Source organism: Tateyamaria pelophila, from assembly GCF_019966495.1.
Classification (GTDB): domain Bacteria; phylum Pseudomonadota; class Alphaproteobacteria; order Rhodobacterales; family Rhodobacteraceae; genus Tateyamaria; species Tateyamaria pelophila.
In genome coordinates, this window is record NZ_JAIMIA010000058.1 from 1 (window position 1) to 22937 (window position 22937).

Consider the following 22937-nt stretch of genomic DNA (forward strand, 5'->3'; position numbering starts at 1 on the left):
TGCGCGGTGTGTTGATCCTCTGCCGCCCGCGCGATCTCGTCGTCTTCCGGCAAGTCGAGCGCCAATTGATCCATGCCCTCTGACTTCGCGCCGAAGCGTGCCTTGCGATGGCCATGAAGTTCAGCCTTCAGCTTCTCGTTTTGGTAGGTTAGGGATTGGATGTGCAGGAGCATTTGCTCACTGACAGAGCGCAGCTCGTCAGGGTCTTTGGGCAGAGATTTGAAGGCGTCCAGCATGGCGCAATCCATACCAGATTGCCCCATGGGAGGGAACGCAAAACAGCGCCAAAACCCATGTTTTGTTGGTGTTTACCCCTATCCCGCGACCAGAGGTCGCCAGGTCTTCTGTGGTGTCCGCCAGTCAATACCTTCGAGTAACATCGACAGTTGTGATGGGCTCAGGCTGACCTTGCCGTCCTTGGCCGCAGGCCAGACAAATCGGCCCCGTTCTAGCCGCTTGGTGAACAGGCAGGCCCCTTGACTGTCCCACCAAATGACCTTCAAAAGATCGCCACGGCGACCACGGAAGACGAACATGTGGCCTGAATACGGATCCTCAGCCAAAACCTGTTCAGCCTGTGCCGCCAGCGTATTGAAACCGCGTCGCATGTCCGTGACGCCGGCAGCCAGCCAAACCCGCGTGTTGCTTGGCACCGGGATCATTGCGCCAGTCCCTCTACCATCGCTACGATCGCCGACAGCGCGGTCGCACCCTCCACCAGAATGCGTCGACCATCCGACAACGTGATGTCCACGCGCTGCGCGGTGATGGAATCTGTCGAAGGGGTAGGCGAAATGGGTGCCGTTGGAGCGGGGGCCATGCCCGCAATCTCGATTGGAAGAAACGTTGCATCCTCAGGCACCGACAAATCCACAGCCTGCTCCCCTGATGCAAACCGAGGATCGCGAAGCCATTTATGGATCAGGTTGGTGTTCATCGCGTAGCGCCGAGCAACCTGCGCAACCGGGACCTGGGGAACCCGCGCCTGCCTGCAGATCGACAGCTTCTCTTCGTCTGACCAAACCCGCTTCTTCTGGCCTTTCTTGCCCGCCATCGCTCACCTCAAGATGTCCACTACCGATGGTGGACATCTAGCAGGCACTCCATCATCCCGTCAGAGCGGCGACACCGGACGGATACGATTGATCTACTGTGCCATATCCGGTGTCGGACAGGATGGTCCACGGGTGCACCGACACGTCTATGACCAAATCATTCAAACGTGGAATATTTTGTCTGTCACCGTCCGTCGGAGAGATTGCGCACGCTTGGGAACAAATGCAACAATCGAGGCGAAACAAGAGGCCCGCGCCCCGGAATGCCGCTGGACCTACACCGGGCCCAATCCAATTGAGCCATAACTTGGGCGGTCAACCAATGCAGCTGACGGGGATAAACACAGACCTCCGGGCTTTCTCAAAGCAACGCGTCGGAACTGTCGGCCGCCGAAACATCAGATCGCAACCGAAAGACATAAAATGACCTCTGACAACACCTTTCTGCATTTGTCCGACGATGACCTGCAGCGGCTCGGCATCCAACCGGCGGACGTCGCCGATGCAATAGAAGACGCCCTGATCGCCAAAGCGGAGGGACGCCTTCACACCACGCCAAAATCCGTCATTCTTCCGGGCAGCGGACGCTATGCAATGTCTACTCTGGCCCTCGGTGAGAACGATTTCATCGTCGTCAAACAGGTTACCGTCTGCCCCGATAACCCGGCGAACGGATTGCCCGCAATCAATGGCGCGATTATGGTTCTGGACGCGCAAACCGGACTGTTGCGGGCCGTTTTGGGGGCCAATTGGATCACTGCGATCAGAACGGCAGCCTTGTCGGTGGTGGCGGCACGGCAGCTTGCCGATCCGGAGTCCGAGACGGTGGCATTTATCGGGGCCGGCGTACAGGCCCATTCGCATCTTGATGCGTTCGCCGCACAATTCCCGCTCAAGCGCATCCGCGTCTTCGGGCGCGGCAAGGCAAATGCGGACAAGCTTTGCCGATATGCCGAAGACATGGGGCTTGAAGCCAAGACATGCCCCACGGCCCAAGAGGCATTGCAGGACGCGGATCAGATCGTGACATCCGTGACTTTGGATTATTCCATCACTCCGTTTCTTGACGCACGGTGGCTCAAGCCAAACGCCTTCGCCACGATAACCGATGCCTGCATCCCGTGGTTGCCGGACAGCATGGCGGCATTCAAGACCGTCATCGTCGACGACCGCATCCAGGAATTTGAAAGTGAAAAACCGATGTTGCCATATGATCAAATTGCCGGTGATTTGACGGAATTGGCGACGGGCAAAGTGGATCTGGGCACCGTCAACCGTCCAGCGGCCTTTGCGTTCCGTGGCATCTCTTTGGGTGACTATGCGGCTGCCGTCCTGGCGGTGCGCCGTGCAACCGGCAATTCTGCTTGAGCCTTGCTTTGCAAGCCCCGGCCATCGCGACAGAGCAGTTGAAGGCAACTTGTGAGTATCTGCACTCCCAGTCGCGCATTGACAGGCAACGTCGGATTCATGTGGGAACGCGGTTGCCTGTAAACGCAATGCAGCACTAGACTTTACCCGAGGCAAAAAACAGGAGAAACCGATGCGCAGAGCCATCTTTGCGGTCTTTACCGCCGTCTTTATGGGATCAGGTGTGAACATCGCTGTCGCGGCGGACAGGTCTGCGGGCCTTTACCAGGTTGTGGGCGTTGAAGAGGGGGAAATGTTGAAAATGCGGGCCGGACCGGGCACCGGGTACAAGATCGTTCTTGGCTTGCCGAATGGCACTGTCCTGCGCGTCCATGAGTGTGATCAAACTGGCGGGACCCGCTGGTGCAAGGCTTCGCTGAAACAGGCGCGACGGATGATTGGCTATGTCTCCTGGGCGTATCTGAAGGAAATATGATCAGACATTGCGCTTGGCTCACGCTCTCGTCGGATGCGCGCAGATAAGACCCGACCGGAGAGGCATTGAATGGAAAACGGCTCCGCTTCCTTCGGCGCAAAAAAACCCGCGCGGTTTACCCGCGCGGGTTCTGTTTTTAGATAGGTTGGCTGGCCTTAGTCCCTTGGACCAAGCGCGTTCAGTCCTTTGAGGATGTCGATGGCATAGGCCAGTTGATAATCCTCTTCGCGCAAGGCAGCGGCCGCTTCGGCCTTTGCCCGGTCTTCCTCGATCTGGCGGACCTCGTCTTCGCTCAGCGAATCGTTGTTGAGCGAGCCGCGCAGTTCCGCCTCGGAACGCTGACCCACCGCACTTGCCGGTTCGTCCTCAGGTTCTGCCGTCGGATCACGGCGCGGTTGTTCCACCACGATATCCGGGCTCACACCCAGCGCCTGAATGGACCGGCCCGATGGGGTGTAATACCGGGCGGTGGTGAGGCGCATCGCGCTGCTGCCGCGCAGTGGCATGACCGTCTGAACCGATCCCTTGCCAAAGCTCTTGGTGCCGACGACGATGGCGCGGCGGTGATCTTGCAACGCACCTGCCACGATCTCGGACGCCGAGGCAGATCCGCCATTGATCAGAACGACGATGGGTTTGCCCTGTGCCAGGTCACCCGGCGTTGCATTGAACCGGTCACCGTCTTCGGGATTGCGGCCCCGCGTCGATACGATTTCTCCTTCATCAAGGAACGCGTCCGAAACGCGGATCGCCTGCGTCAGCAAGCCACCGGGGTTGTTGCGCAGATCAATGACAAAACCATCCACATTCTCCATACCGCCCAGCGCTTCGACTTCTTCTTCGATCTTGGCAATCAGGTTCGGCGTTGTCTTGTCATTGAACGTGGTCACACGCAGGACGACAGCGTTCCCTTGGGTTCGTCCACGCACGGCCTGCAATTCGATGATGTCTCGAATTATGGAAACATCAAACGCCTCCGCTTCGCCTTCGCGCACGATCGTGATGATGATTTCGGATCCAACGCTGCCCCGCATCCGCTCGACCGCCTTGTCGAGGGTCAGGCCCAACATGGATTCGCCATCCACATGCGTGATGAAGTCGCCCGCTTCGATGCCCGCTTCGGCTGCCGGTGTGCCGTCGATGGGCGACACAACTTTGACAAAGCCTTCTTCCTGCGTCACTTCAATCCCAAGACCGCCGAATTCGCCGCGGGTCTGGACCTGCATTGCAGCGGCGTCATCGGGCGACAGATAGCTGGAGTGCGGATCAAGCGAGGTAAGCATTCCATCAATCGCTGCCTCGATCAGCTCGCCCGGTTCCACGTCTTCGACATACTGACTGCGGATCCGTTCGAAGATATCACCGAACAGATCCAGTTGTTCATAGACACTGGAACTTGCCGCGTTCTCCTGCGCCAGCAACGGGCCCGCAATCTGTGTGGTTGCGATGGCGCCTGCCAATGTGCCGCCCAATGCGGCCATGACGAATTTTTTCATTCTTTACTATCCATCCTTGTCAGTGCTGAACCACGCGAGGGGGTCCTGAGGCACGTTATCCTGTCTTACTTCCATATAGAGCGTTTCCGAGCGGTCAGCGCCACCCCCATCACCGAGTGTTGAAAGCGCATTTGCAGCATCCCCGGTCGGTAGTGCCCCCATAAGCCCCAGTGGCGTCTCTGCCGCAATGATTTGACCCGTTGCGCCATACGTAACGCCGAGTCCGGCCAAGACAAACAATGTTCCGGGCCGTGGTTCCAGAATCGTCACGTTTCCAAAATCGAGCAGTGGTCCCACATACCTGATCGTCGCCGCCGTCGGAGAGGTCACCAATGCGCCCCGGCGCGTCGCAAGCAATATGCCCGGACGCACGATACCGGCCGCATCCGGCTCATTGGCGCTGCGCAACACGACGCCGCGCACCGGCAATGGCAAGGTGCCGATCTGATCCTCGATGCCGGGCGGTACCCAGTCAGAATCTTCCGCTGAAATCTGCGACAGGCCACTGGAAAACGCGTCCAGTGTTTCTGACGAGGCGATCAGGATCGCCGTGCGTACCGGATCTTCGGTAAAGCGTTTGGGCAGATCGGTCCGCTCCGCCATCGCCTGATTAAGCGCAAAGCGCGCTGTTTGCACTTCGTTCAGTCCTGTTTGCAACTGGGCCTCGGCATCCTCTTGCAGCATGCGCAGCGTCTCGACATCGGACAGGTCCCGACGCAAGGTTTCCGCCCTTTGGTTCAATGCAGGGGTCAGTTCCGCGAGCAGCATAGCAGCACGCGCCGTACCATTTGGCCCGTCCGGGTGCAGGAAGACCGTAGGCCCCTGATCGGGCGAAAGCGTCTGCAAGACGGCCAGCAATTGTGCAATTTCGGTGTCGCGGGCCTGCAATTGTCGGCGCAACTGTGCTTCGCGAATCGCCGCGCGCCGCAGCCCCAGGCGCATCGCTGCCAGTCCCGCCTCGTAGGCTTTGACCGTTTGCGTCAGGGCCTTGACCCTGTCGCGGGCTGTCTCTGCGTCGCTCAACTGGATCGAGGCTGCGCCCAACGCGGCCCCCGCTTCGCGTGCCAGAACGCCTGCGTCCTGCTGCGCCGCCAATGGCGTGGCAAGCATCATCAAACAGAAAGCAACCGCGCGTTTCATCTCAACAGGCTTTGTCCGGTCATTTCCGCTGGTTTGTCCAACTGCATCAATTCCAACAGGGTCGGAGCCAGATCCGCCAGTTTGCCCGACGCCAGAGTGCCTTCGGCCCCGACAAGCGCCACCGGCACAAGGTTGGTAGTATGCGCGGTGTGCGGCGCGCCCGTGGTCGGATCGATCATCGTTTCACAATTGCCGTGATCCGCGGTGACGATCATCGCGCCCCCGGCCGCCTCAAGGGCGGGCAGAACACGTGCAAGGCCCGCATCGACGGCCTCACAGGCCGCAATGGCGGCTTCCAGATCGCCGGTATGTCCGACCATGTCGGGGTTCGCGTAGTTGACCACGATCAGGTCATAGCCTTCCGCGATGGCCTCCACGAACTTGTCCGTCACCTCGACCGAAGACATCTCGGGCTGCATGTCATAGGTCGCGACAGATGGGGATTTTGGCATCGCGCGGTCTTCACCCGGTTCGGGATTTTCTTCTCCCCCATTCAGGAAAAAAGTCACATGCGGGTATTTCTCTGTCTCGGCCAGACGGAATTGACGCAAGCCCGCACGGGCCACCCAAGCGCCCAGTGTATTGACAATCTCGGGCTTGGGATAGGCCGTGGTCATATAGGCCCCGTGCGCCTCGGAGTAATCCGCCATGCCCAGCAGACCCGACCATTCGGGACGCCCGGAGACATCAAAGGCGTCAAAGCCCGGATGGCCAAGCGCCGCCATGATTTCACGCGCGCGGTCCGCCCGGAAATTCAGGCAAAACAGTCCGTCGCCGTTTTTGGCCCCCTTGTACCCGTCCATCACGGTTGCCGGGATGAACTCATCCGTCTTGCCATCGTCATACGCAGCCTCGATCGCCGCCTGCGCCGTGCCCGCGATCACGCCATCCGCACGAACCATCGCGGCAAAGGCGGTCTCGACCCGGTCCCAGCGATTGTCGCGGTCCAGCGCAAAATAACGGCCGGTCAGCGTGCAGACACGTGCACCGGACGGCAAGGCGTCAGTCAGGGTCTTGAGATAGGTTTCCGCTGATTTCGGGGCAACGTCGCGGCCATCGGTGATGGCGTGGATGAACACCTGAAGCCCCGCATCGGTGCAGGCTTTGGCCGCGGCGATCATGTGGGTGATATGACCATGCACGCCACCGTCGGACATGACCCCCATCAGATGCGCGCGTCCGCCCGCCTCCTTGATCGCGGAAATCCAGGTGGTCAGCGCCGTATTGCGGAAAAAGCTGCCCTCTTCGATGGCCAGATCGATCTGACCCAGATCCATCGCCACGACACGGCCCGCACCGATGTTCGTATGCCCAACCTCCGAGTTGCCCATCTGCCCGCGCGGCAGGCCCACATCGGGACCATGGGTGATCAGCGTGGCATGTGGGCAGGTTGCCATGATGTGGTCATATGTGGGGGTGTCGGCGAGTGCAGGCGCATTGCCTGTTGTGTCGTCGCGCAGCCCCCACCCATCAAGGATGCACAAGACAACGGGTTTAGGAGCGGACATAAGCCAAAGACCTTTGTTTACTTCTTTCATCCGCCTTCTAACCTGCCCGCGCGCCCTTGGAAAGAACGGTTGCCCCAAGGACACCCCGAGCGACCGCGTGAATGAGTTGACCGACAGTTCGATCAACTTCATTTGCCGTCCATGGTCGAAAACGTCCGACGACAAGGATGTCTATGGGGATCTCACGCGGCAGACTAAGGAAAACGTCGACGCCGCGAGAGTTTCCATCCCGGACCCACGGCAGGATCTGCATATCAAATCGGCAAATGCGAAGGCGCAGATTTCGTCATTGCGCAATGATTTGCATTGATGCGGTGCGGGCGCATGCCCGCTTTGAGACCGCACGGATGTCGACTGCACGGGCATGCCTGGCATGGCGTCACTGACATCACATGTGCGGCTCCGCGTCTCAGGTGCGCCGGACGGTGGAGAGGCCGTGGGGCCGATCCACCGGTTCAGACACGGACAGCGGGATCAATCCGGATTGCCGCGCGTATAACTGAATTTCGACAGGTCCGGCGCTTTGCGATCAGGTGCATCCGGCATGGGCGCATCTGCCCCCGGTGTCAGAATATGGCGCAACAACGCCACGGGATGCGCCTTGAGCGTCAGGCGGGTCGAGACGTAGTCCTCCACCACCTCTTCGCCCAGCGTCATTTGCGGCAGCAGGGCCGTGGGTTCGTCCACCACCTCGCCGTCGATATCCGTCGCAAACAGAGGGAGCGCCGGGCCGGGGGCCAGCGCCTTGGCCTCCCACAGGGCATCGCGGCGGCTCAGATCAATGCCCGCAAAGGCATCGGCTTCGGCCAACCGCACGATCACGTTGGGCCCAAGACCGGCGCGTCGCCACACATCGCGCACGGATTGGTATCCGTTGCCCCGTGCCGCCGTGATCCAGGTGGCGTCTTCCTCGCTCAGGCCCTTGATCTGTCGGAAACCCAACCGCAGGGCGAGGCCGCCTGTGCCGTCCGGCTCCATCACATTGTCCCAATAGCTCGCATTGATGCAGATGGGGCGGACTGTGACCCCATGTTCGCGGGCATCCCGCACGATCTGCGCAGGCGCATAGAAGCCCATGGGCTGCGCATTCAGAAGCGCGCAGGCAAAGATGCCCGGATGATGGCACTTGAGCCAGCTCGACGCATAGACAAGCAAGGCAAAACTCGCCGCATGGCTTTCGGGAAAGCCGTAGGAGCCGAACCCCTCAATCTGGGAAAAGCAGCGTTCGGCAAAGTCGTCGTCATAGCCGTTCTTGCGCATGCCGTGCAGAAAGAGCGCGCGAAACTCGCTGACGCTGCCGTGTTTCTTGAACGTGGCCAGCGACCGTCGCAGCCGGTCCGCCTGATCAGGGGTGAACCCTGCCCCGACGATGGCGATCTGCATGGCCTGTTCCTGAAACAGCGGCACGCCCAGCGTCTTGCCCAGCAAAGCGCCCAGCGCGTCGGAGGGAAAGCTCACCTCCTCCTCTCCGTTGCGACGCCGGATATAAGGATGCACCATATCGCCCTGAATGGGGCCGGGGCGGATGATCGCCACCTCGATCACCAGATCGTAGAAACAGCGCGGGCGCATCCGGGGCAGAAAGTTCATCTGCGCCCGGCTTTCCACCTGAAACACCCCGATGCTGTCGGCCTTGCACAGCATGTCATAGACCCGCGGGTCTTCGGGCGGCAGCGTGGCGAGGGTGAAGTCCTGCTGGTGGTGCATTTTCAGCAGGTCAAACGCCTTGCGGATACAGGTCAGCATCCCGAGGGAAAGCACGTCGATCTTGAGGATGCCCAGCGTGTCGATGTCATCCTTGTCCCAGCAGATGACGGTGCGATCCTCCATCGTGGCGTTCTCGATGGGCACCAGTTCGTCCAGCCGCCCTTCGGTGACGATAAAGCCCCCGACATGCTGGCTGAGGTGGCGCGGAAAGCCGTTGATTTCATAGACCAGTTCGATGGTCTGTTGCAGGCGGCGGTCGCGGAAATCGAGGCCGATTTCGGCCATTCGCTCGGCCTCCAGCCCCTTGGTCGAGAAAAAGCCCCAAAGCTGGGAGGAAAGCGCGCTGATTGTATCTTCACTGAGGCCCATGGCACGGCCCACCTCACGGATGGCCCGTTTGCCCCGGTAATGCACCACCGTGGCGCACAGCCCCGCCCGTTCGCGGCCATAGCGTTCATAGATGTGCTGTATGACCTCTTCGCGCCGCTCGTGTTCGAAATCGACGTCGATATCGGGGGGCTCGTCACGGGCTTCACTGACGAAGCGTTCAAACACCATTGTGCCGATCTCAGGACTGACAGACGTGATCCCGAGGCAGTAACAGACCACCGAATTGGCGGCCGACCCGCGCCCCTGACACAGGATATCGCGGCTGCGGGCAAAGGCGACGATATCGCGGACGGTCAGGAAGTAGGGTTCGTATTTCAGCTTGGCGATCAGGGTCAGTTCGTGGCGCAGCAGAGTGTGCACGTGATCGGACGCCCCATTGGGATAGCGCCAGTCGAGCCCTTCATAGGCGAGCCGCGACAGGCGTTGGCTTGGGGTCTCGGTCCCGGTGATCTCGGAGGGGTATTCGTAGCGCAGTTGATCCAGAGAGAATGTAAGGCTTTGCGCCAGTGCGCCCGCACGCTCCACGGCCGCGTGGTGGTTGGCAAAGAGGTGCAGCATCTCGGCTTCGCTGCGCAAGCGGCCTTCGCCATTGGCCAGGGCCGCGCGGCCCAGATCATCGACCCGCGTGCCGGTCCGGACGGCAGTCACCACATCGGCCAACTTGCGCCGTGCGCCGTGGTGCATGCGCGGGGCGGCGGAGGCCAGTGTGGGCAGGCCCAGATCCCGCGCCTGATCCGCGATCTGATCGAAGCGCGCAGCGTCCCGCCCATCATAGCGCGGCACCATCAGCACATGGACTTTCCCCGCAAAGCGGCGCGTCAACCGTCGCGCGGTTTGCAGCCAACCGCCCGCGCCGCCCTGCCCCGTTTGCGCCTGTGGCCAGAGCAGCAGGTGCAGGCCGATGCTGAATTCTTCAAGGTCTGCCAACTGGATATCGCAGCTGCCCTTTTCCGCCTTGAGTCGCCCCCGTGAAATGATCCGGCACAGGCTGCGCCAGCCGTCCCGATCCTGCGGCAGGACCGTGATCGGAGGCGCGTCGGACAAGACCAGCCGTGCGCCCGGGATCAGACGTGGGGTCGTGGTAATAGCGGCCTTTGGTGGTCGTGGCAGATGATCAGGCATGGGCGGACCGATCAGCCCATGGATGGCATCGAAGTCCTGCCGTTCCTTGACCGCGCGGGCAATCTTGCGGGCCTCGGTATGCGCCCGCACGATCCCCGCCACCGAATTGTCGTCGGCGATCGCAATCGCCTCCATCCCCAGCAGGGCGGCACGGCTGATATACTCCTCGGGGTGAGACGCCCCGGTGAGGAAGGTGAAATTCGACGTGATCGACAGTTCGCAAAACATCTGTGGCAGCAGATTCGGATGAGGGAGCGTGTAGTATATTCATGTTTTGTTCTTTTTTGAATGGGCGTATTTCAGGGGCTCTGCCCCCGGCGCGGACGCGCCTCCCCAGGGATTTTCTGGAACAGAGAAGGGGGACGGATGCGCATCAGTCGGGTCGAGTTTGACTCTGCCTTGGTGTCAGAAAGGGCAAAAGGAAACGGATCATGCCTGTTTTTCGCGCCATTTCAACTGAGATTGTCGATGCCTACCGGTCTGGTGGGCTCGATGTCTTTGGCAACATTCCAGAACGTCAGATATCGGATGGGAACGGGAATCCGTGTCGCCATTGTTTGCGCGAAATTCCCAAAGGGGTCGAAATGCTTGTCTCGGCGCTTAAACCATTCGCCGAGACGCAGCCCTATGCAGAGGTCGGGCCGATTTTCCTGTGTGCCGCGCCGTGCCAACGCGGCGGCGGCCCCGACGTATCTGAAATCCTGACCACGTCGCCGGACTACCTTGTCAAAGGCCATTGTGTGCAGGATCGTATCGTTTACGGCACAGGTGCTGTCATTGAAGCCCCTGAGATTACCGATCGGGTAAGCGAAATTCTTGCAGACCCTGGTGTCGCCTACATCCACATACGCTCTGCCCTCAATACCTGCTATCAGGTCCGCGTCGATCGGGACGACTAGGCTCTTGTCTGTGCGCTTGCATTGACGCATAAACGCGCTTGCAAACCGATCAGCCAAGGACGTGCCCGCAATGACCATCGACGCCCCGGAGACCAAGTTTGTCGACACCCACCGCGTGGCCTGCGATGGCGGAGAAGGCGCATTGGGCCATCCGCGCGTATGGTTGCAGATCCCCGAAGACAGTGGCTGGGTCGAGTGCCCCTATTGCGACTGCAAATATGTGTATGCCGACAAAGACAGCGCGGCCTGATCCACCGGATCTGGTCGACCGTTTCATGTGCGCATGCAAGGCGGTTGGAACACGCTGCAACCGTTGCGACCGGCGGCATCCGAAGCCCCGATTCTGCGCAAGGCACAAAAGCGCGAAGGCGCAGAGGAGATTGGCACGATGACACTTCAGTTTGGGAAAGGGTGTCACCTGCACCTGATCGACGGATCGGCCTTTATCTTTCGCGCTTATCACGCCCTGCCGCCCCTGACCCGCAAGTCGGATGGCCTGCCCATCGGGGCCGTGAGCGGCTTCTGCAACATGCTGCAGCGCTATGTCGAGGACAATAACGGCCCCGATGCGCCCACCCATGTGGCCGTTATCTTTGACAAGGGCAGCCACACGTTCCGCAATGACATGTACGACCAGTACAAGGCCAACCGCGAGGCCATGCCAGAGGACCTGCGCCCACAGATCCCGCTGACACGCCAGGCCACAGAAGCGTTCAACATCGCCTGCAAGGAAAAGGAAGGCTTTGAGGCCGACGACATCATCGCGACCCTTGCCGTGCAGGCCCGTGCCGCAGGCGGTCGCGTGACCATCATCAGCTCGGACAAGGACTTGATGCAATTGGTTGGCGGCGGCGTTGAAATGCTGGACGCGATGAAGAATCTACGCATTGACCGTGATGGTGTGCATGAAAAATTCGGTGTGTACCCCGAGCGTGTCGTCGATGTGCAGGCGCTTGCCGGTGACAGCGTCGACAACGTCCCCGGCGCGCCGGGGATCGGAATAAAGACCGCTGCGCTTTTGATCAACGAATACGGCGATCTAGATGCGCTGTTGGAGCGCGCGAGCGAGATCAAGCAGCCCAAGCGCCGTGAGACCCTGATCAACCATGCGGATCAGATTCGCCTCAGCCGTGATTTGGTGCGACTGGATGAAAATACGCCGCTGGACTTCACTCTCGATGATCTCGAAGTGCGCGATCCGATTCCGGACCAGTTGATGCCCTTCCTTGCGGAAATGGAATTTCGCACTCTGACCAGACGCATCGCTGAAAAGCTCGGCGTGGACGCACCCGAAATCAAGGACGTCGCGCCCGAAGCCGCGGCGGGTGCACCGGACGCGCCTGACTTTGAAAACGCCACCTATGTGCAGGTCAGTGACGCGGCCGCCCTGCAAACCTGGATCGATCTGATCTATGAGCGCGGCTATGTCGCCGTGGACACCGAAACCACTGGCCTCGATGAGATGACCGCCAATCTGGTAGGTATCTCGCTGGCGGTCGAGCCGGGCCATGCCTGCTATATTCCGCTGACCCATAAGCTGGGAGGCGATGACCTCTTTGGTTCCGATGATCTGGCCGAGGGGCAGATGCCGCTTGAGACGGCCTTGGACATGCTGACCCCGGTTCTGGAGGACGACAGCATCCTCAAGATCGGTCAGAACATGAAGTACGACGCCAAGATCTTTGCCCAGATCGGCATTACCGTCGCCCCGATCGACGACACCATGCTGATGTCCTATGCGATGCATGCGGGCCTGCACAATCACGGTATGGACACGCTTTCGGATCGCTATCTGGGGCACACGCCGATCCCGATCAAGCCGCTGCTTGGCTCCGGTAAAACGGCCAAGACCTTCGATCAGGTCCCTGTCGAGGATGCCGTGAAATATGCCGCCGAAGACGCCGACATCACCTTGCGTTTGTGGCAGCAATTCAAGCCGCAATTGCACCGTGCCCAAGTGACCCGTGTCTATGAGGCCCTTGAGCGGCCCATGGTACCCGTTCTGGCCAACATGGAACGGTCGGGGATCAAGGTGGACCGCGATACGCTGTCGCGCATGTCCAACGCCTTTGCCCAGAAGATGGCAGGGCTGGAAGACGAGATCTACGAGATGGTGGGACGGCGATTTAACGTCGGCTCCCCGGCTCAAGTCGGAGAGATCCTGTTTGACGAGATGGGTCTGGACGGCGGCAAAAAGGGCAAGACCGGCAAATACGCGACCGGCGCAGATGTGCTCGAAGACCTCGCGACAGAGCATGAACTGCCCGCCCGCGTGCTGGACTGGCGGCAACTTTCGAAACTGAAATCGACCTATACGGATGCGCTTCAGGATCATATCAACCCTGATACGGGGCGTGTGCACACATCCTATTCCATCGCCGGCGCGTCCACCGGGCGGCTCGCCTCGACCGACCCGAACCTGCAAAATATCCCGATCCGGACCGAAGAAGGGCGGCGCATCCGCGAGGCTTTTGTCGCTGAAGAGGGCAAGACATTGGTGGCGCTGGATTACAGCCAGATCGAGTTGCGCATTCTGGCCCACATCGCTGATATTTCGGAGCTGAAACAGGCCTTTGCCGATGGGATCGACATCCACGCGCTGACCGCCTCAGAGATGTTTGACGTGCCACTGGACGAGATGACTTCGGATGTGCGCCGCAAGGCCAAGGCGATCAACTTTGGTGTGATCTATGGCATTTCCGGGTTCGGGCTCGCGCGCAACCTGCGCATTCCGCGGTCCGAGGCGCAGGGCTTCATCGATCGCTATTTCGAACGGTTCCCTGGCATCCGGACCTATATGGACGACACCAAGGCCTTTGCCAAAGAGCACGGGTTTGTTCAGACCCTCTTTGGTCGGCGCATCCACACGCCCGAGATTGCTTCCAAAGGCCCCCGCGCCGGGTTCGCCGCCCGCGCCGCGATCAACGCGCCCATTCAGGGCACTGCCGCCGATGTGATCCGGCGCGCGATGATCCGGATGCCAGCCGCGATTGCGGATTTACCGGCGACGATGCTGTTGCAGGTCCATGACGAACTGCTCTTCGAGGTCGAAACGGACGCTGCGGATGATCTGACCAAGGTTGCCACAAACGTGATGGAAGGGGCCGCAGACCCGGTCGTGAAACTCGACGTCAAGCTGACGGTCGATGCCGGACGCGGGCAGAATTGGGCCGAAGCGCATTGAGGCCCCCCGTCAAAGCGCGGCGATCGAATCGGTGATTTATTCAGGTGCTGTGATGGCCGCCACCAATCGGCGTGCCAGCGGTGCCACAAACAGGACCGCCGGAAAGGCAACAGCCCAACTGGGCAACCACCCGCCGATCCACTGACCAAAGAACCCCGGGACAAATCCGATCGCCAAAACCGTCGAAATGCCTGAGACCAGAAACGACATTAGACCGCTCAGAAAAAACCCGAAGGCGATGTGAGAATAGCGGGCAGGGATCACGGAACACCTCGTTGCATCGAATGAGGTTTTTCTAAAGCCACTGCCCCAGAATGAAAAGCGCATCCGTCCGCACCATCACCGCATCCAATCAAGGCCGGTTTCCGTGCGCCCCTCGGGCGTGTACTCCGCACTGACCCAGCCTTCGTAATCAGACGCCTCAATCGCGGCGAAGAGGGCTGGGAAATCCACATTTCCCTTGCCCGGCGCTGTGCGTCCGGGTGCGTCGCCAATCTGGATATGGCGGATCAGCGGGCGCATATCGTGAAAGGTGGCGACAGCGTCACCTGTGATTATCTGGGCGTGATAGCTGTCATATTGCAGGGCCACATTCGGCGCGCCTACGGCATCAATGATCTCTGCGGCCAAGTCGAAACGCGACAGGAAGCAGCCCGGATTGTCTTGGGTATTCAAAGGTTCCAACGTCAGGCAAAGTCCGTCTGGCAATTGTTTGGACGCGCGTTTGAGATTGGCAATCATCGCGGCCATGGCGACATCGCCCGCGCCTGGACCACTCATCACTTGAATATAGGTCGCACCCAGAGCTTGGGCATAACGGACAGCGCGGCGCATATCGAAATCGAACCGCGCTTCGCCGTTGATTGTGGCGGCAAAACCCCGCGCTCCTCCTGTGTAATTCGGCCCCGGTGCATCGAGCAAGATCATCTGCAATCCGTTGCGGCGCAATGCACGTTGGGTTTCGGGTGCCGCAACGTCATAGGGCTGCAACACTTCAACAGCCCCAAATCCGGCTTCGGCGGCCGCGTCAAAGCGGTCGAGATAGGGGAGTTCGGCCCAAAGATGCGTCAGGTTCGCGGCAAATTTCAACATGATCGCAGACTATCGCGCGTTGGCCGCACACACCATCAAAACGTCCTGGATAGCCGCGCCAAGCAATGCCACTGCACTCATTGCGCGCAGGGCGGAGGACGCCTCCGCCTTACAGGACGCCGCCAAAGGCAGTGTCACGCCCGTAAGGCGCACCCCCGGTTCGCCATACTCAGGGCAATTCTGCCGACGGTATGATCCCGAAAAACTGACCGCCTGACCAAACACCGAACCAACCATCGTGATGTACGCCAAGGTCGACCAAACGATAGAAACTCTTGCGATCGATCAATGCCTCCAAATCGGCGCGGATCAGAATGTAGGGTGACGGCTCCCCTGTTTCAGGATCACGTTCAACCCGGATCGGATGATCCGGCCCGGCAACGGCACTATCCTCCACATGGGTCACAAAGCGCAAATCCTGCGCCTCCCCTTCGCCCAACGGTTCGAAATCAATCGCCACAAAAGGCGCGTCATCGACCGTGATTCCGACCTTCTCAACAGGGGTCACAAGATAGTATTTGCCGTCTTCCCGCTTGAGAATCGATGAGAACAATTTGACCAATCCGGGCCGTCCGATGGGCGTGCCCTGGTAAAACCACGTCCCGTCGCGGGCAATCCGCATATCCAGATCCCCGCAAAACGGCGGGTTCCACAGGTGCACAGGCGGCAAACCGCGTGTTTTTGTGGCATTGATCGACGCTACAAGGCCTTCTGCATCGGGTGTCACGGTTTTTTGTCCGCTCATATGTTTTGCCATTCCGCGTTGTAGAGATAGGTTACACCAAATCATATATGTTTGATGAAAGAGAAGTCATGACCGACGCAGAAGACCTTGTGACCGAAATCGAGGCGCTCGAGGCCAAATTGGCCGAGGCCAAGGCCTCCATCACCCGCCGCTTCATCGGCCAGGAACGGGTTGTCGATCTGTCACTCACGGCACTTTTATGTGGCGGGCACGGATTGCTGATTGGCCTGCCCGGTCTGGGCAAGACCCGTCTGGTCGAAACGCTCAGCACCGTGATGGGCCTTGATGGCAGCCGTATCCAGTTCACACCCGACCTGATGCCTGCGGATATACTTGGCTCCGAGGTGCTGGACACCACCGAAGACGGTACCCGCGCGTTTCGGTTCGTGCCCGGACCGGTGTTCTGTCAGTTGCTGATGGCAGACGAGATCAACCGCGCCTCGCCCCGCACGCAATCGGCGCTGTTGCAGGCCATGCAGGAAAAAACAGTGACCGTTGCGGGCGAAGACCGCCCCCTTGGCGTGCCGTTTCACGTGTTGGCCACGCAAAACCCGATCGAACAGGAGGGCACCTACCCCCTGCCAGAAGCGCAACTTGACCGCTTCCTCGTTCAGATCGATGTCATGTATCCCGACCGCGCTACCGAGCGCGACATCCTGTTGGCGACAACCGGGATCGCGGATGAAAAGTCGGTTCAGGTCTTCTCCGACGGTGAATTGCTGGCGGCCCAAAAGGTGCTGCGTCGTATGCCCGTCGGCGAAAGTGTCGTGGAAATGATTCTTGATCTGGTGCGGGCGTTCCGTCCTGGCGAGGCGGACGCCCCCGAAAAAGTTCGTGAGACCGTCGCATGGGGCCCCGGCCCGCGTGCGGCACAGGCCTTGATGCTGGCCGTGCGTGCCCGTGCCCTGTTGCAGGGCCGATTGGCCCCATCCGCCGAGGACGTAATCGATATGGCCCGCCCCGTTCTCACCCACCGCATGGCGCTGAACTTTGCCGCCCGCGCGCGGGGCGACAGCCTGTCCGACCTGATCGACGAAACCGCAGCCAATCTGAGCCGCCGCGAGGCCGCTGCGTGATCAAGCCCCTTGCCCTGCGCGAAAAGGCAGAGACGCAGGCCGCGCGCCTGCCGGCCCTGCTTGCGCGTGCCGAACATCTGGCGGGCGCTGTCCTGCTGGGTGAGCATGGCCGCCGTCGCGCTGGGATGGGGGATGATTTCTGGCAATACCGTCCGGCTCAGGTGGGCGACAGTCTGCGCATGATCGATCATCGCCGCAGTGCGATGGGCGACGTTCAGTTCGTGCGCGAACGGGAATGGCAGATTGCACAATCGGTGATGCTTTGGGTGGATCAGGGGGCCTCGATGCGCTTCGCCTCAACCCCCGATCTGGGGACCAAGGCCGAACGGGCCCGGGTGCTGGGGCTGGCTCTGTCCATCCTGCTGATCCGGGGCGGTGAACGCGTCGGGTTGACCGGCACACGCCTGCCCCCACGCCGGGGAAATGCTCAGGTTCTGCGCCTTGCGGAAATGTTTTCGGAAGACGCAGAAGAAGATTACAGCCCGCCCGAGCACCGCGCCATGATCCCTCACGCCCGCGCCGTGTTTATCTCGGATTTCATGGGCGACATCGACGCGGTCCGCACCGCCTTGACCAAAGCCGCTGACCGGGGCGTGCGCGGCATCCTCTATCACGTGCTTGATCCGGCGGAAGAGGCCTTTCCCTTCCGGGGTCGCACCATTTTTCACAGTGTGGGCGGCACATTGGAGCATGAAACCTTGAAGGCTTCCGACTTGAAAGACCGCTATCTCGAACGTCTGGCCGAACGCAAAGCCGAGTTGCAACAGCTTTGTTCCGTGGCAGGTTGGCAATACGGCCTGCATCATACCGGATCGTCTGCGCAGTCGGGCCTGTTGTGGCTGTGGCGTGCCCTTGACGGCGGAAGGGCCAGCGCATGACCTTATTTGGTGCTATCGGTTTTGCCGCCCCCTGGTTGCTGACGGCCCTGATCGCTTTGCCGATCCTGTGGTTTATCCTGCGTGCAATACCGCCCGCCCCCATCCGCCAGCGCTTTCCAGGCGTTGCGTTGCTTTTAGGTCTCAAGGATGACGAGGCAGTCTCGGATCGCACGCCCTGGTGGTTGCTTTTGCTGCGCATGCTGGCCGTTGCCGCGATGATCATCGGGTTGGCAGGCCCCGTCCTCAATCCTTCGGATACCGCTGAAGACGGCGACGGCCCCTTGCTGATCGTGCTTGATGGCAGTTGGGCGGGCGCGGGCCAGTGGCCGCGCCAGATGCAGGCAGTCGAGGCAGAGTTGCGCCGCGCAAGTGTGGCAGGGCGGGAAGTCGCGATTTTCCAACTGACCATGCCCGAAGCGACCGTTTTTCAGGCCGCAAATACGTTGATTTCGCGCCTGCCGGGGATCATGCCGACGCCTTGGCAACCGGGAGACCCGAATACGGCACTGGAATTTTTGCCCGACGGTGGGTTCGAAACGGTTTGGTTCAGTGACGGGTTGGACTATGGATCTCAGCCCCCCCTGCTTGAAGCGCTAGAGGCGCGCGGGGATGTGCGCGTCGTGCAATCGGCCTCGAACGTCGTGGCTCTTGCTCCCGCAGCCTATGTGGACGGCGTTGTCGAATTGACCGCATTGCGCGCGCTGCCCGGACAGGAACAAGCGCTGAACGTCCTTGCCCAGGGCCGCGACCCGGCGGGTAATGCCGCAATGCTGGCCACGGCCACTGCCGTCTTTGCCCCCGGAGATACGGAGGCGCAAACGTCATTGTCCTTGCCCGCCGAATTGCGCGCCCGCGTCACCCGGTTCGAGGTGCAGCGCGCCCGCTCTGCCGGAGCCGTCACGCTCGTGGACGACAGCCTGCGACGCCGCGAAGTGGCTTTGATCGCGGGCCGTGATGGGCGCGAGGGCCTCGAGTTGTTGTCGCCTTTGCACTACCTTGAACGGGCGCTGGCCCCGACCGCCGATTTGTTGAATGGCGCGCTCAGTGACGTGTTGCCCGCCAATCCAGATGTCATCATCCTTGCGGATGTGGCAACACTGGCTGAAGGCGAGGCTGAAGCCATTTCGGACTGGGTCGACAACGGCGGCCTGTTGGTCCGCTTTGCCGGGCCGCGTGTCGCTGCCAGCGACATCAGCCGCAGCGTCGAGGATCCGCTGATGCCGGTGCGCCTGCGCTCTGGCGGGCGCAGCGTCGGTGGCGCGATGAGCTGGGGCTCGCCCAAGGCGCTGGCCCCGTTCCGCGAAGGGTCACCTTTCTTTGGCCTGGCACTGCCCGAAGACGTGGTCGTGACGGCACAGGTGATGGCGCAGCCCGACCCGACGCTGGCCGATCGCGTGATTGCGGAGTTGACCGACGGCACGCCGCTGGTGACCCGCAAACGCAGTGGGCAGGGACAGATTGTCCTGTTTCATGTGACCGCCAACGCCGAATGGTCTTCGCTTCCGTTGTCAGGACTGTTCGTCGAAATGATGGAACGGCTGGCGATTTCATCCACCGGCGCAAGCCCTGCCGCCGAAGACCTTGAGGGCACGATCTGGACCCCGCAAATCGTAATGGACGGCTTTGGTGCACTGACGGATGCGGGCGCGATGCCCGGCGTCCCGGGCCCGCAACTTGTCACCGACCCGGCCAGCCCCTCCTTGCTGCCCGGAGTCTACACATCCGGTGATCGCAGCCTTGCGCGCAATGTTTTGACCGCCGACGCGGTTCTGGAACCCGCTGTTTGGCCACCGCGCATCCCCGTCTCCGGGTTGACCGTTGTGCCCGAGCAACCTTTGGGCGGCATTTTGCTGGCCGCATCCATCGCGCTGTTGCTGCTGGACGTCATCGCATCGCTGGCCTTGTCTGGTCGCCTGACGGGCGGCATCCGCGCCAGTCGGACCGCGGCGATCGGTGCGCTGTTGCTCCTCACTTTCCCCACACCCTATGCCGACGCCCAGCAAAGTGCCGACGGGGAAATTCGCGCTGCTGCCGAAGTCGTGTTGGCCTATGTCATAACCGGTAACCCAGACGTGGACGAAATTTCCGAAGCGGGCCTGCGCGGCCTGTCCGACACGCTGTTTTTCCGCACATCCGTGGAACCGGACCAGCCCATTGGCGTGAACCTCGAAACCGACGAGCTTGCCTTTTTCCCGATGCTTTACTGGCCGATTACGCCGGATCAGCCCCGCCCGTCGCAAGAGGCCTACGCCAAGCTGAATGATTACCTGCGGTCCGGCGGGTTGATCCTGTTCGACACGCGCGACGCGGATGTGGCAGGCTTTACCAGCAACAGCCCGAATGGTCGCAAACTGCGCGATCTGGCCGCTGCACTGGACATCCCGGCGCTTGAACCTGTGCCACGCGACCATGTGCTGACCCGTACCTTCTACTTGTTGCAGGACTTCCCGGGGCGCCACATGAATAGCGAGGTCTGGGTTGAAGCCGCGCCCCCCGGGGCGGAACAGGTCGAAGGCATGCCGTTTCGCAACCTCAATGACGGTGTCACGCCGGTTGTGATTGGCGGCAACGATTGGGCCGCGGCATGGGCCGTCACTGAGACAGGGCAACCCTTGCTGCCCGTTGGCCGTGGTTTTGGCGGCGAGCGGCAACGCGAGTTGGCCTACCGCTTTGGAGTCAATCTGGTCATGCATGTGCTGACTGGGAATTACAAAAGCGATCAGGTTCATGTGCCTGCGTTGCTGGATCGGCTGGGCCAATGACCGGAACCGTACTGTTTGACCCGCTTCTGCCGTGGCCCGTTCTTGCCATTTTGGCCGTTGTCGTGATTGGCGGCGTGGTCCTTGCCTTGATGCGGGGGCTGAGCGGGTGGGCCTTGCGCGGTCTGGCGGGCCTTGTGGTGCTGGCCGCCCTCACCGGCCCTGCCTTCCAACAAGAAGACCGCGCGCCCCTGACCGATATCGTGATCCTTGCCGAAGACCAGAGCGCAAGCCAACGTCTGACCGACAGGCCCGCGCAAACCGCTGACGCCGTCGCAGCATTGACCACGGCGCTGTCGGCGCGTGAAGGCACCGAAGTGCGTCAGGTCACCGTGCCCGATGGCGAAGAAGATGCAGGCACCCGGTTGATGGCAGCCATCTCCGACGCGCTGGCCGAAGAGCCGCGCGCGCGGATCGCAGGCATCATCGCGCTCAGTGACGGACAGGTGCATGACGCTGATCTGCCGGTGGATCTGCCCGCTCCCATGCATGTTTTGCTGACCGGTCGGGAGACCGATTGGGATCGGCGCCTGCTGGTGCAGAACGCACCCGCCTTTGCGATCATCGGCGAACCTGTCACGCTGACCCTGCGCATCGAAGACAGCGGGGCCGCCCCAACGGAAACCGGCCTTGCGCCTTTGGATATCTCGGTCGATGGCGCGCCTGCACAGCGCTTTAATGTCCGCATCGGCGAAGACATCACCCTGCCCATCACCCTGCCCCATGGCGGGCGCAATGTGATCCAGTTCACGGTGCCCGAGGCGGACGGAGAGTTGACGGACCGCAACAATACAGCCCTGATCCAGATCAACGGCATCCGGGACCGCCTGCGCGTGCTTTTGGTGTCGGGAGAACCGCATGCCGGCGGCCGTACGTGGCGCAACCTGCTGAAATCAGACAGTTCTGTCGATCTGGTCCACTTCACCATCCTGCGCCCGCCTGAAAAGCAAGACGGCGTACCGGTTGGGGAGTTGTCGCTGATCGCGTTTCCCACCCGCGAACTCTTTCTGGAAAAGATCGATGACTTCGATCTGATCATCTTTGACCGTTACAAGCGGCGCGGTATTCTGCCCGCTCTCTACCTCGACAACGTGGCGCGGTACGTGCGCGATGGCGGGGCGGTTCTGGTCGCGGCAGGCCCGGATTTTGCCGGGGCCGACAGCCTCTTTCGTTCGCCATTGGGTGCGGTCATCCCCGCACAGCCCTCCGCGCGCGTCCTCGAAGAAGCGTTCCGCCCGGTCGTATCGGATATTGGCGAACGCCATCCGGTGACCACAGGCATGCCCGGCGCCGGGGATTGGGGACGCTGGCTGCGCCAGATCGACGTCGACCCCCGAACCGGCTCCGTGGTGATGGAAGGTATCGATGACCGCCCCCTGCTCATCCTTGATCGTGTGGAACAGGGCCGCGTGGCGCTTTTGGCATCGGATCACGCATGGCTCTGGAATCGTGGTTACGAAGGGGGCGGGCCGCAACTGGAACTGTTGCGCCGCCTCGCCCATTGGATGATGAAAGAACCGGAGCTGGAAGAAGAAGCCCTGACCGCCACGGCGACCGGCCAAAGCATGCGCATCGTCCGGCGCACTTTGTCCGAAGAGGTTCCGCCGGTGACGATCACGGGCCCGGACGGAACGGAGACCATACTGGATCTCGACGCCGTCGCTCCGGGTCAGTTTGCCACGCGCTTTGAAGGGCCTGAGATCGGTCTTTATCGCCTGGAGAACGGCGACCAGACTGCTGTCATCGGCCTCGGCCCCGCCGCTCCGCGTGAATTTGAGGCAACCATAGCAACCGCCTCAGTCATGGCAGACCGCGTTGCAGCGACGCAAGGAGGCATTCTTCGGCTGGAAGAGGGCACACCGCGCATTCGCACGGTCCGCGAAGGACGGCCGGCAGCTGGGCGCGGCTGGATCGGTATCACACCACGCGGCGCTTACGAGACGCAGGATGTCCGACAATCGGCGCTGTTGCCGCCCTGGCTCGTACTCTTACTGGCCGCTTCTTTCATAACAGCCGCCTGGTTGCGTGAAGGCCGACGCTAAG

General features: G+C 61.1%; 18 protein-coding genes and 1 pseudogene. 9 read left to right on the plus strand and 10 right to left on the minus strand.

The genetic code is table 11. The features are described 5' to 3' along the window. The 3 genes and pseudogenes from LC354_RS16595 to tnpA all read right to left on the minus strand — a co-directional run. Window positions 1-236 (minus strand): annotated as a pseudogene (locus LC354_RS16595) (IS66 family transposase); the annotation flags it as partial. Between the two features lie 78 nt (window positions 237-314). Next, window positions 315-662 carry an IS66 family insertion sequence element accessory protein TnpB gene (tnpB, locus tag LC354_RS16600; RefSeq protein ID WP_223425855.1) on the minus strand — a complete coding sequence of 116 codons (348 nt, stop codon included), beginning with the start codon at window positions 660-662 and terminating at the stop codon, window positions 315-317. Beyond that, entirely contained in the window at window positions 659-1054 is a 396-nt protein-coding gene (gene tnpA, locus LC354_RS16605) for an IS66-like element accessory protein TnpA (RefSeq protein WP_223425857.1), read from the minus strand. Before tnpA ends, tnpB begins: the two co-directional genes overlap by 4 nt. A 424-nt stretch (window positions 1055-1478) precedes the next feature. Between tnpA and LC354_RS16610 the strand changes: the two genes are divergently transcribed. Beyond that, a complete protein-coding gene (locus LC354_RS16610; protein WP_223425859.1) occupies window positions 1479-2423 on the plus strand; it encodes an ornithine cyclodeaminase family protein in 945 nt (314 codons plus the stop codon). A gap of 172 nt (window positions 2424-2595) precedes the next feature. Then, window positions 2596-2898: an SH3 domain-containing protein gene (locus tag LC354_RS16615; RefSeq protein WP_223425861.1), complete on the plus strand. Its 303-nt coding sequence runs from the start codon at window positions 2596-2598 to the stop codon at window positions 2896-2898. Between the two features lie 155 nt (window positions 2899-3053). Here the strand turns inward: LC354_RS16615 and LC354_RS16620 are convergent, their stop codons facing one another. From LC354_RS16620 to LC354_RS16635, 4 genes are all read right to left on the minus strand, one after another. Further along, the gene (locus LC354_RS16620; protein ID WP_223425863.1) at window positions 3054-4394 is read right to left on the minus strand and encodes a S41 family peptidase; all 1341 of its coding nucleotides are present in this window, start codon (window positions 4392-4394) and stop codon (window positions 3054-3056) included. 6 nt (window positions 4395-4400) lie between these two features. Further along, window positions 4401-5534, minus strand: coding sequence for a murein hydrolase activator EnvC family protein (locus LC354_RS16625; protein ID WP_223425865.1), 1134 nt, complete (start codon window positions 5532-5534; stop codon window positions 4401-4403). Next, window positions 5531-7042 carry a 2,3-bisphosphoglycerate-independent phosphoglycerate mutase gene (gpmI, locus tag LC354_RS16630; protein WP_223425866.1) on the minus strand — a complete coding sequence of 504 codons (1512 nt, stop codon included), beginning with the start codon at window positions 7040-7042 and terminating at the stop codon, window positions 5531-5533. Before gpmI ends, LC354_RS16625 begins: the two co-directional genes overlap by 4 nt. A 474-nt stretch (window positions 7043-7516) precedes the next feature. Continuing rightward, complete coding sequence (locus LC354_RS16635) at window positions 7517-10489, minus strand: error-prone DNA polymerase (RefSeq protein WP_223425868.1); 2973 nt, start codon at window positions 10487-10489, stop codon at window positions 7517-7519. Between the two features lie 203 nt (window positions 10490-10692). On the opposite strand from LC354_RS16635, the gene LC354_RS16640 reads away from it, so the two are divergent. The 3 genes from LC354_RS16640 to polA all read left to right on the plus strand — a co-directional run bounded on the left by LC354_RS16640 (window position 10693) and on the right by polA (window position 14344). Next, entirely contained in the window at window positions 10693-11160 is a 468-nt protein-coding gene (locus LC354_RS16640; protein ID WP_223425870.1) for a DUF1203 domain-containing protein, read from the plus strand. A 70-nt stretch (window positions 11161-11230) separates the two neighbouring features. Next, on the plus strand, window positions 11231-11410 hold the full coding sequence (locus LC354_RS16645) for a zinc-finger domain-containing protein (protein ID WP_223425872.1): 180 nt from the start codon (window positions 11231-11233) through the stop codon (window positions 11408-11410). Window positions 11411-11548: 138 nt separating this feature from the next. Then, window positions 11549-14344: a DNA polymerase I gene (gene polA / locus LC354_RS16650; RefSeq protein WP_223425874.1), complete on the plus strand. Its 2796-nt coding sequence runs from the start codon at window positions 11549-11551 to the stop codon at window positions 14342-14344. A 36-nt stretch (window positions 14345-14380) separates the two neighbouring features. Here polA and LC354_RS16655 read toward each other — a convergent pair whose 3' ends face one another. From LC354_RS16655 to LC354_RS16665, 3 genes are all read right to left on the minus strand, one after another. After that, window positions 14381-14608, minus strand: a complete 228-nt coding sequence (locus LC354_RS16655; RefSeq protein ID WP_223425876.1) for a DUF2798 domain-containing protein — start codon at window positions 14606-14608, stop codon at window positions 14381-14383. 75 nt (window positions 14609-14683) lie between these two features. Then, the gene (locus LC354_RS16660) at window positions 14684-15436 is read right to left on the minus strand and encodes a hydroxypyruvate isomerase family protein (RefSeq protein WP_223425883.1); all 753 of its coding nucleotides are present in this window, start codon (window positions 15434-15436) and stop codon (window positions 14684-14686) included. Window positions 15437-15605: 169 nt separating this feature from the next. Further along, complete coding sequence (locus tag LC354_RS16665; protein WP_223425888.1) at window positions 15606-16181, minus strand: DUF1285 domain-containing protein; 576 nt, start codon at window positions 16179-16181, stop codon at window positions 15606-15608. 68 nt (window positions 16182-16249) lie between these two features. Here LC354_RS16665 and LC354_RS16670 point away from each other — a divergent pair, with 68 nt between their 5' ends. The 4 genes from LC354_RS16670 to LC354_RS16685 are packed head-to-tail and all read left to right on the plus strand — an operon-like array spanning window position 16250 to window position 22936. Further along, complete coding sequence (locus tag LC354_RS16670) at window positions 16250-17257, plus strand: AAA family ATPase (protein WP_223425890.1); 1008 nt, start codon at window positions 16250-16252, stop codon at window positions 17255-17257. After that, window positions 17254-18135, plus strand: coding sequence for a DUF58 domain-containing protein (locus LC354_RS16675; RefSeq protein WP_223425892.1), 882 nt, complete (start codon window positions 17254-17256; stop codon window positions 18133-18135). Before LC354_RS16670 ends, LC354_RS16675 begins: the two co-directional genes overlap by 4 nt. After that, complete coding sequence (locus tag LC354_RS16680) at window positions 18132-20897, plus strand: DUF4159 domain-containing protein (protein WP_223425894.1); 2766 nt, start codon at window positions 18132-18134, stop codon at window positions 20895-20897. The genes LC354_RS16675 and LC354_RS16680 overlap by 4 nt, the downstream gene beginning before the upstream one ends. Continuing rightward, the gene (locus LC354_RS16685; RefSeq protein WP_223425896.1) at window positions 20894-22936 is read left to right on the plus strand and encodes a hypothetical protein; all 2043 of its coding nucleotides are present in this window, start codon (window positions 20894-20896) and stop codon (window positions 22934-22936) included. Before LC354_RS16680 ends, LC354_RS16685 begins: the two co-directional genes overlap by 4 nt. Window position 22937: the final 1 nt, after the last annotated feature.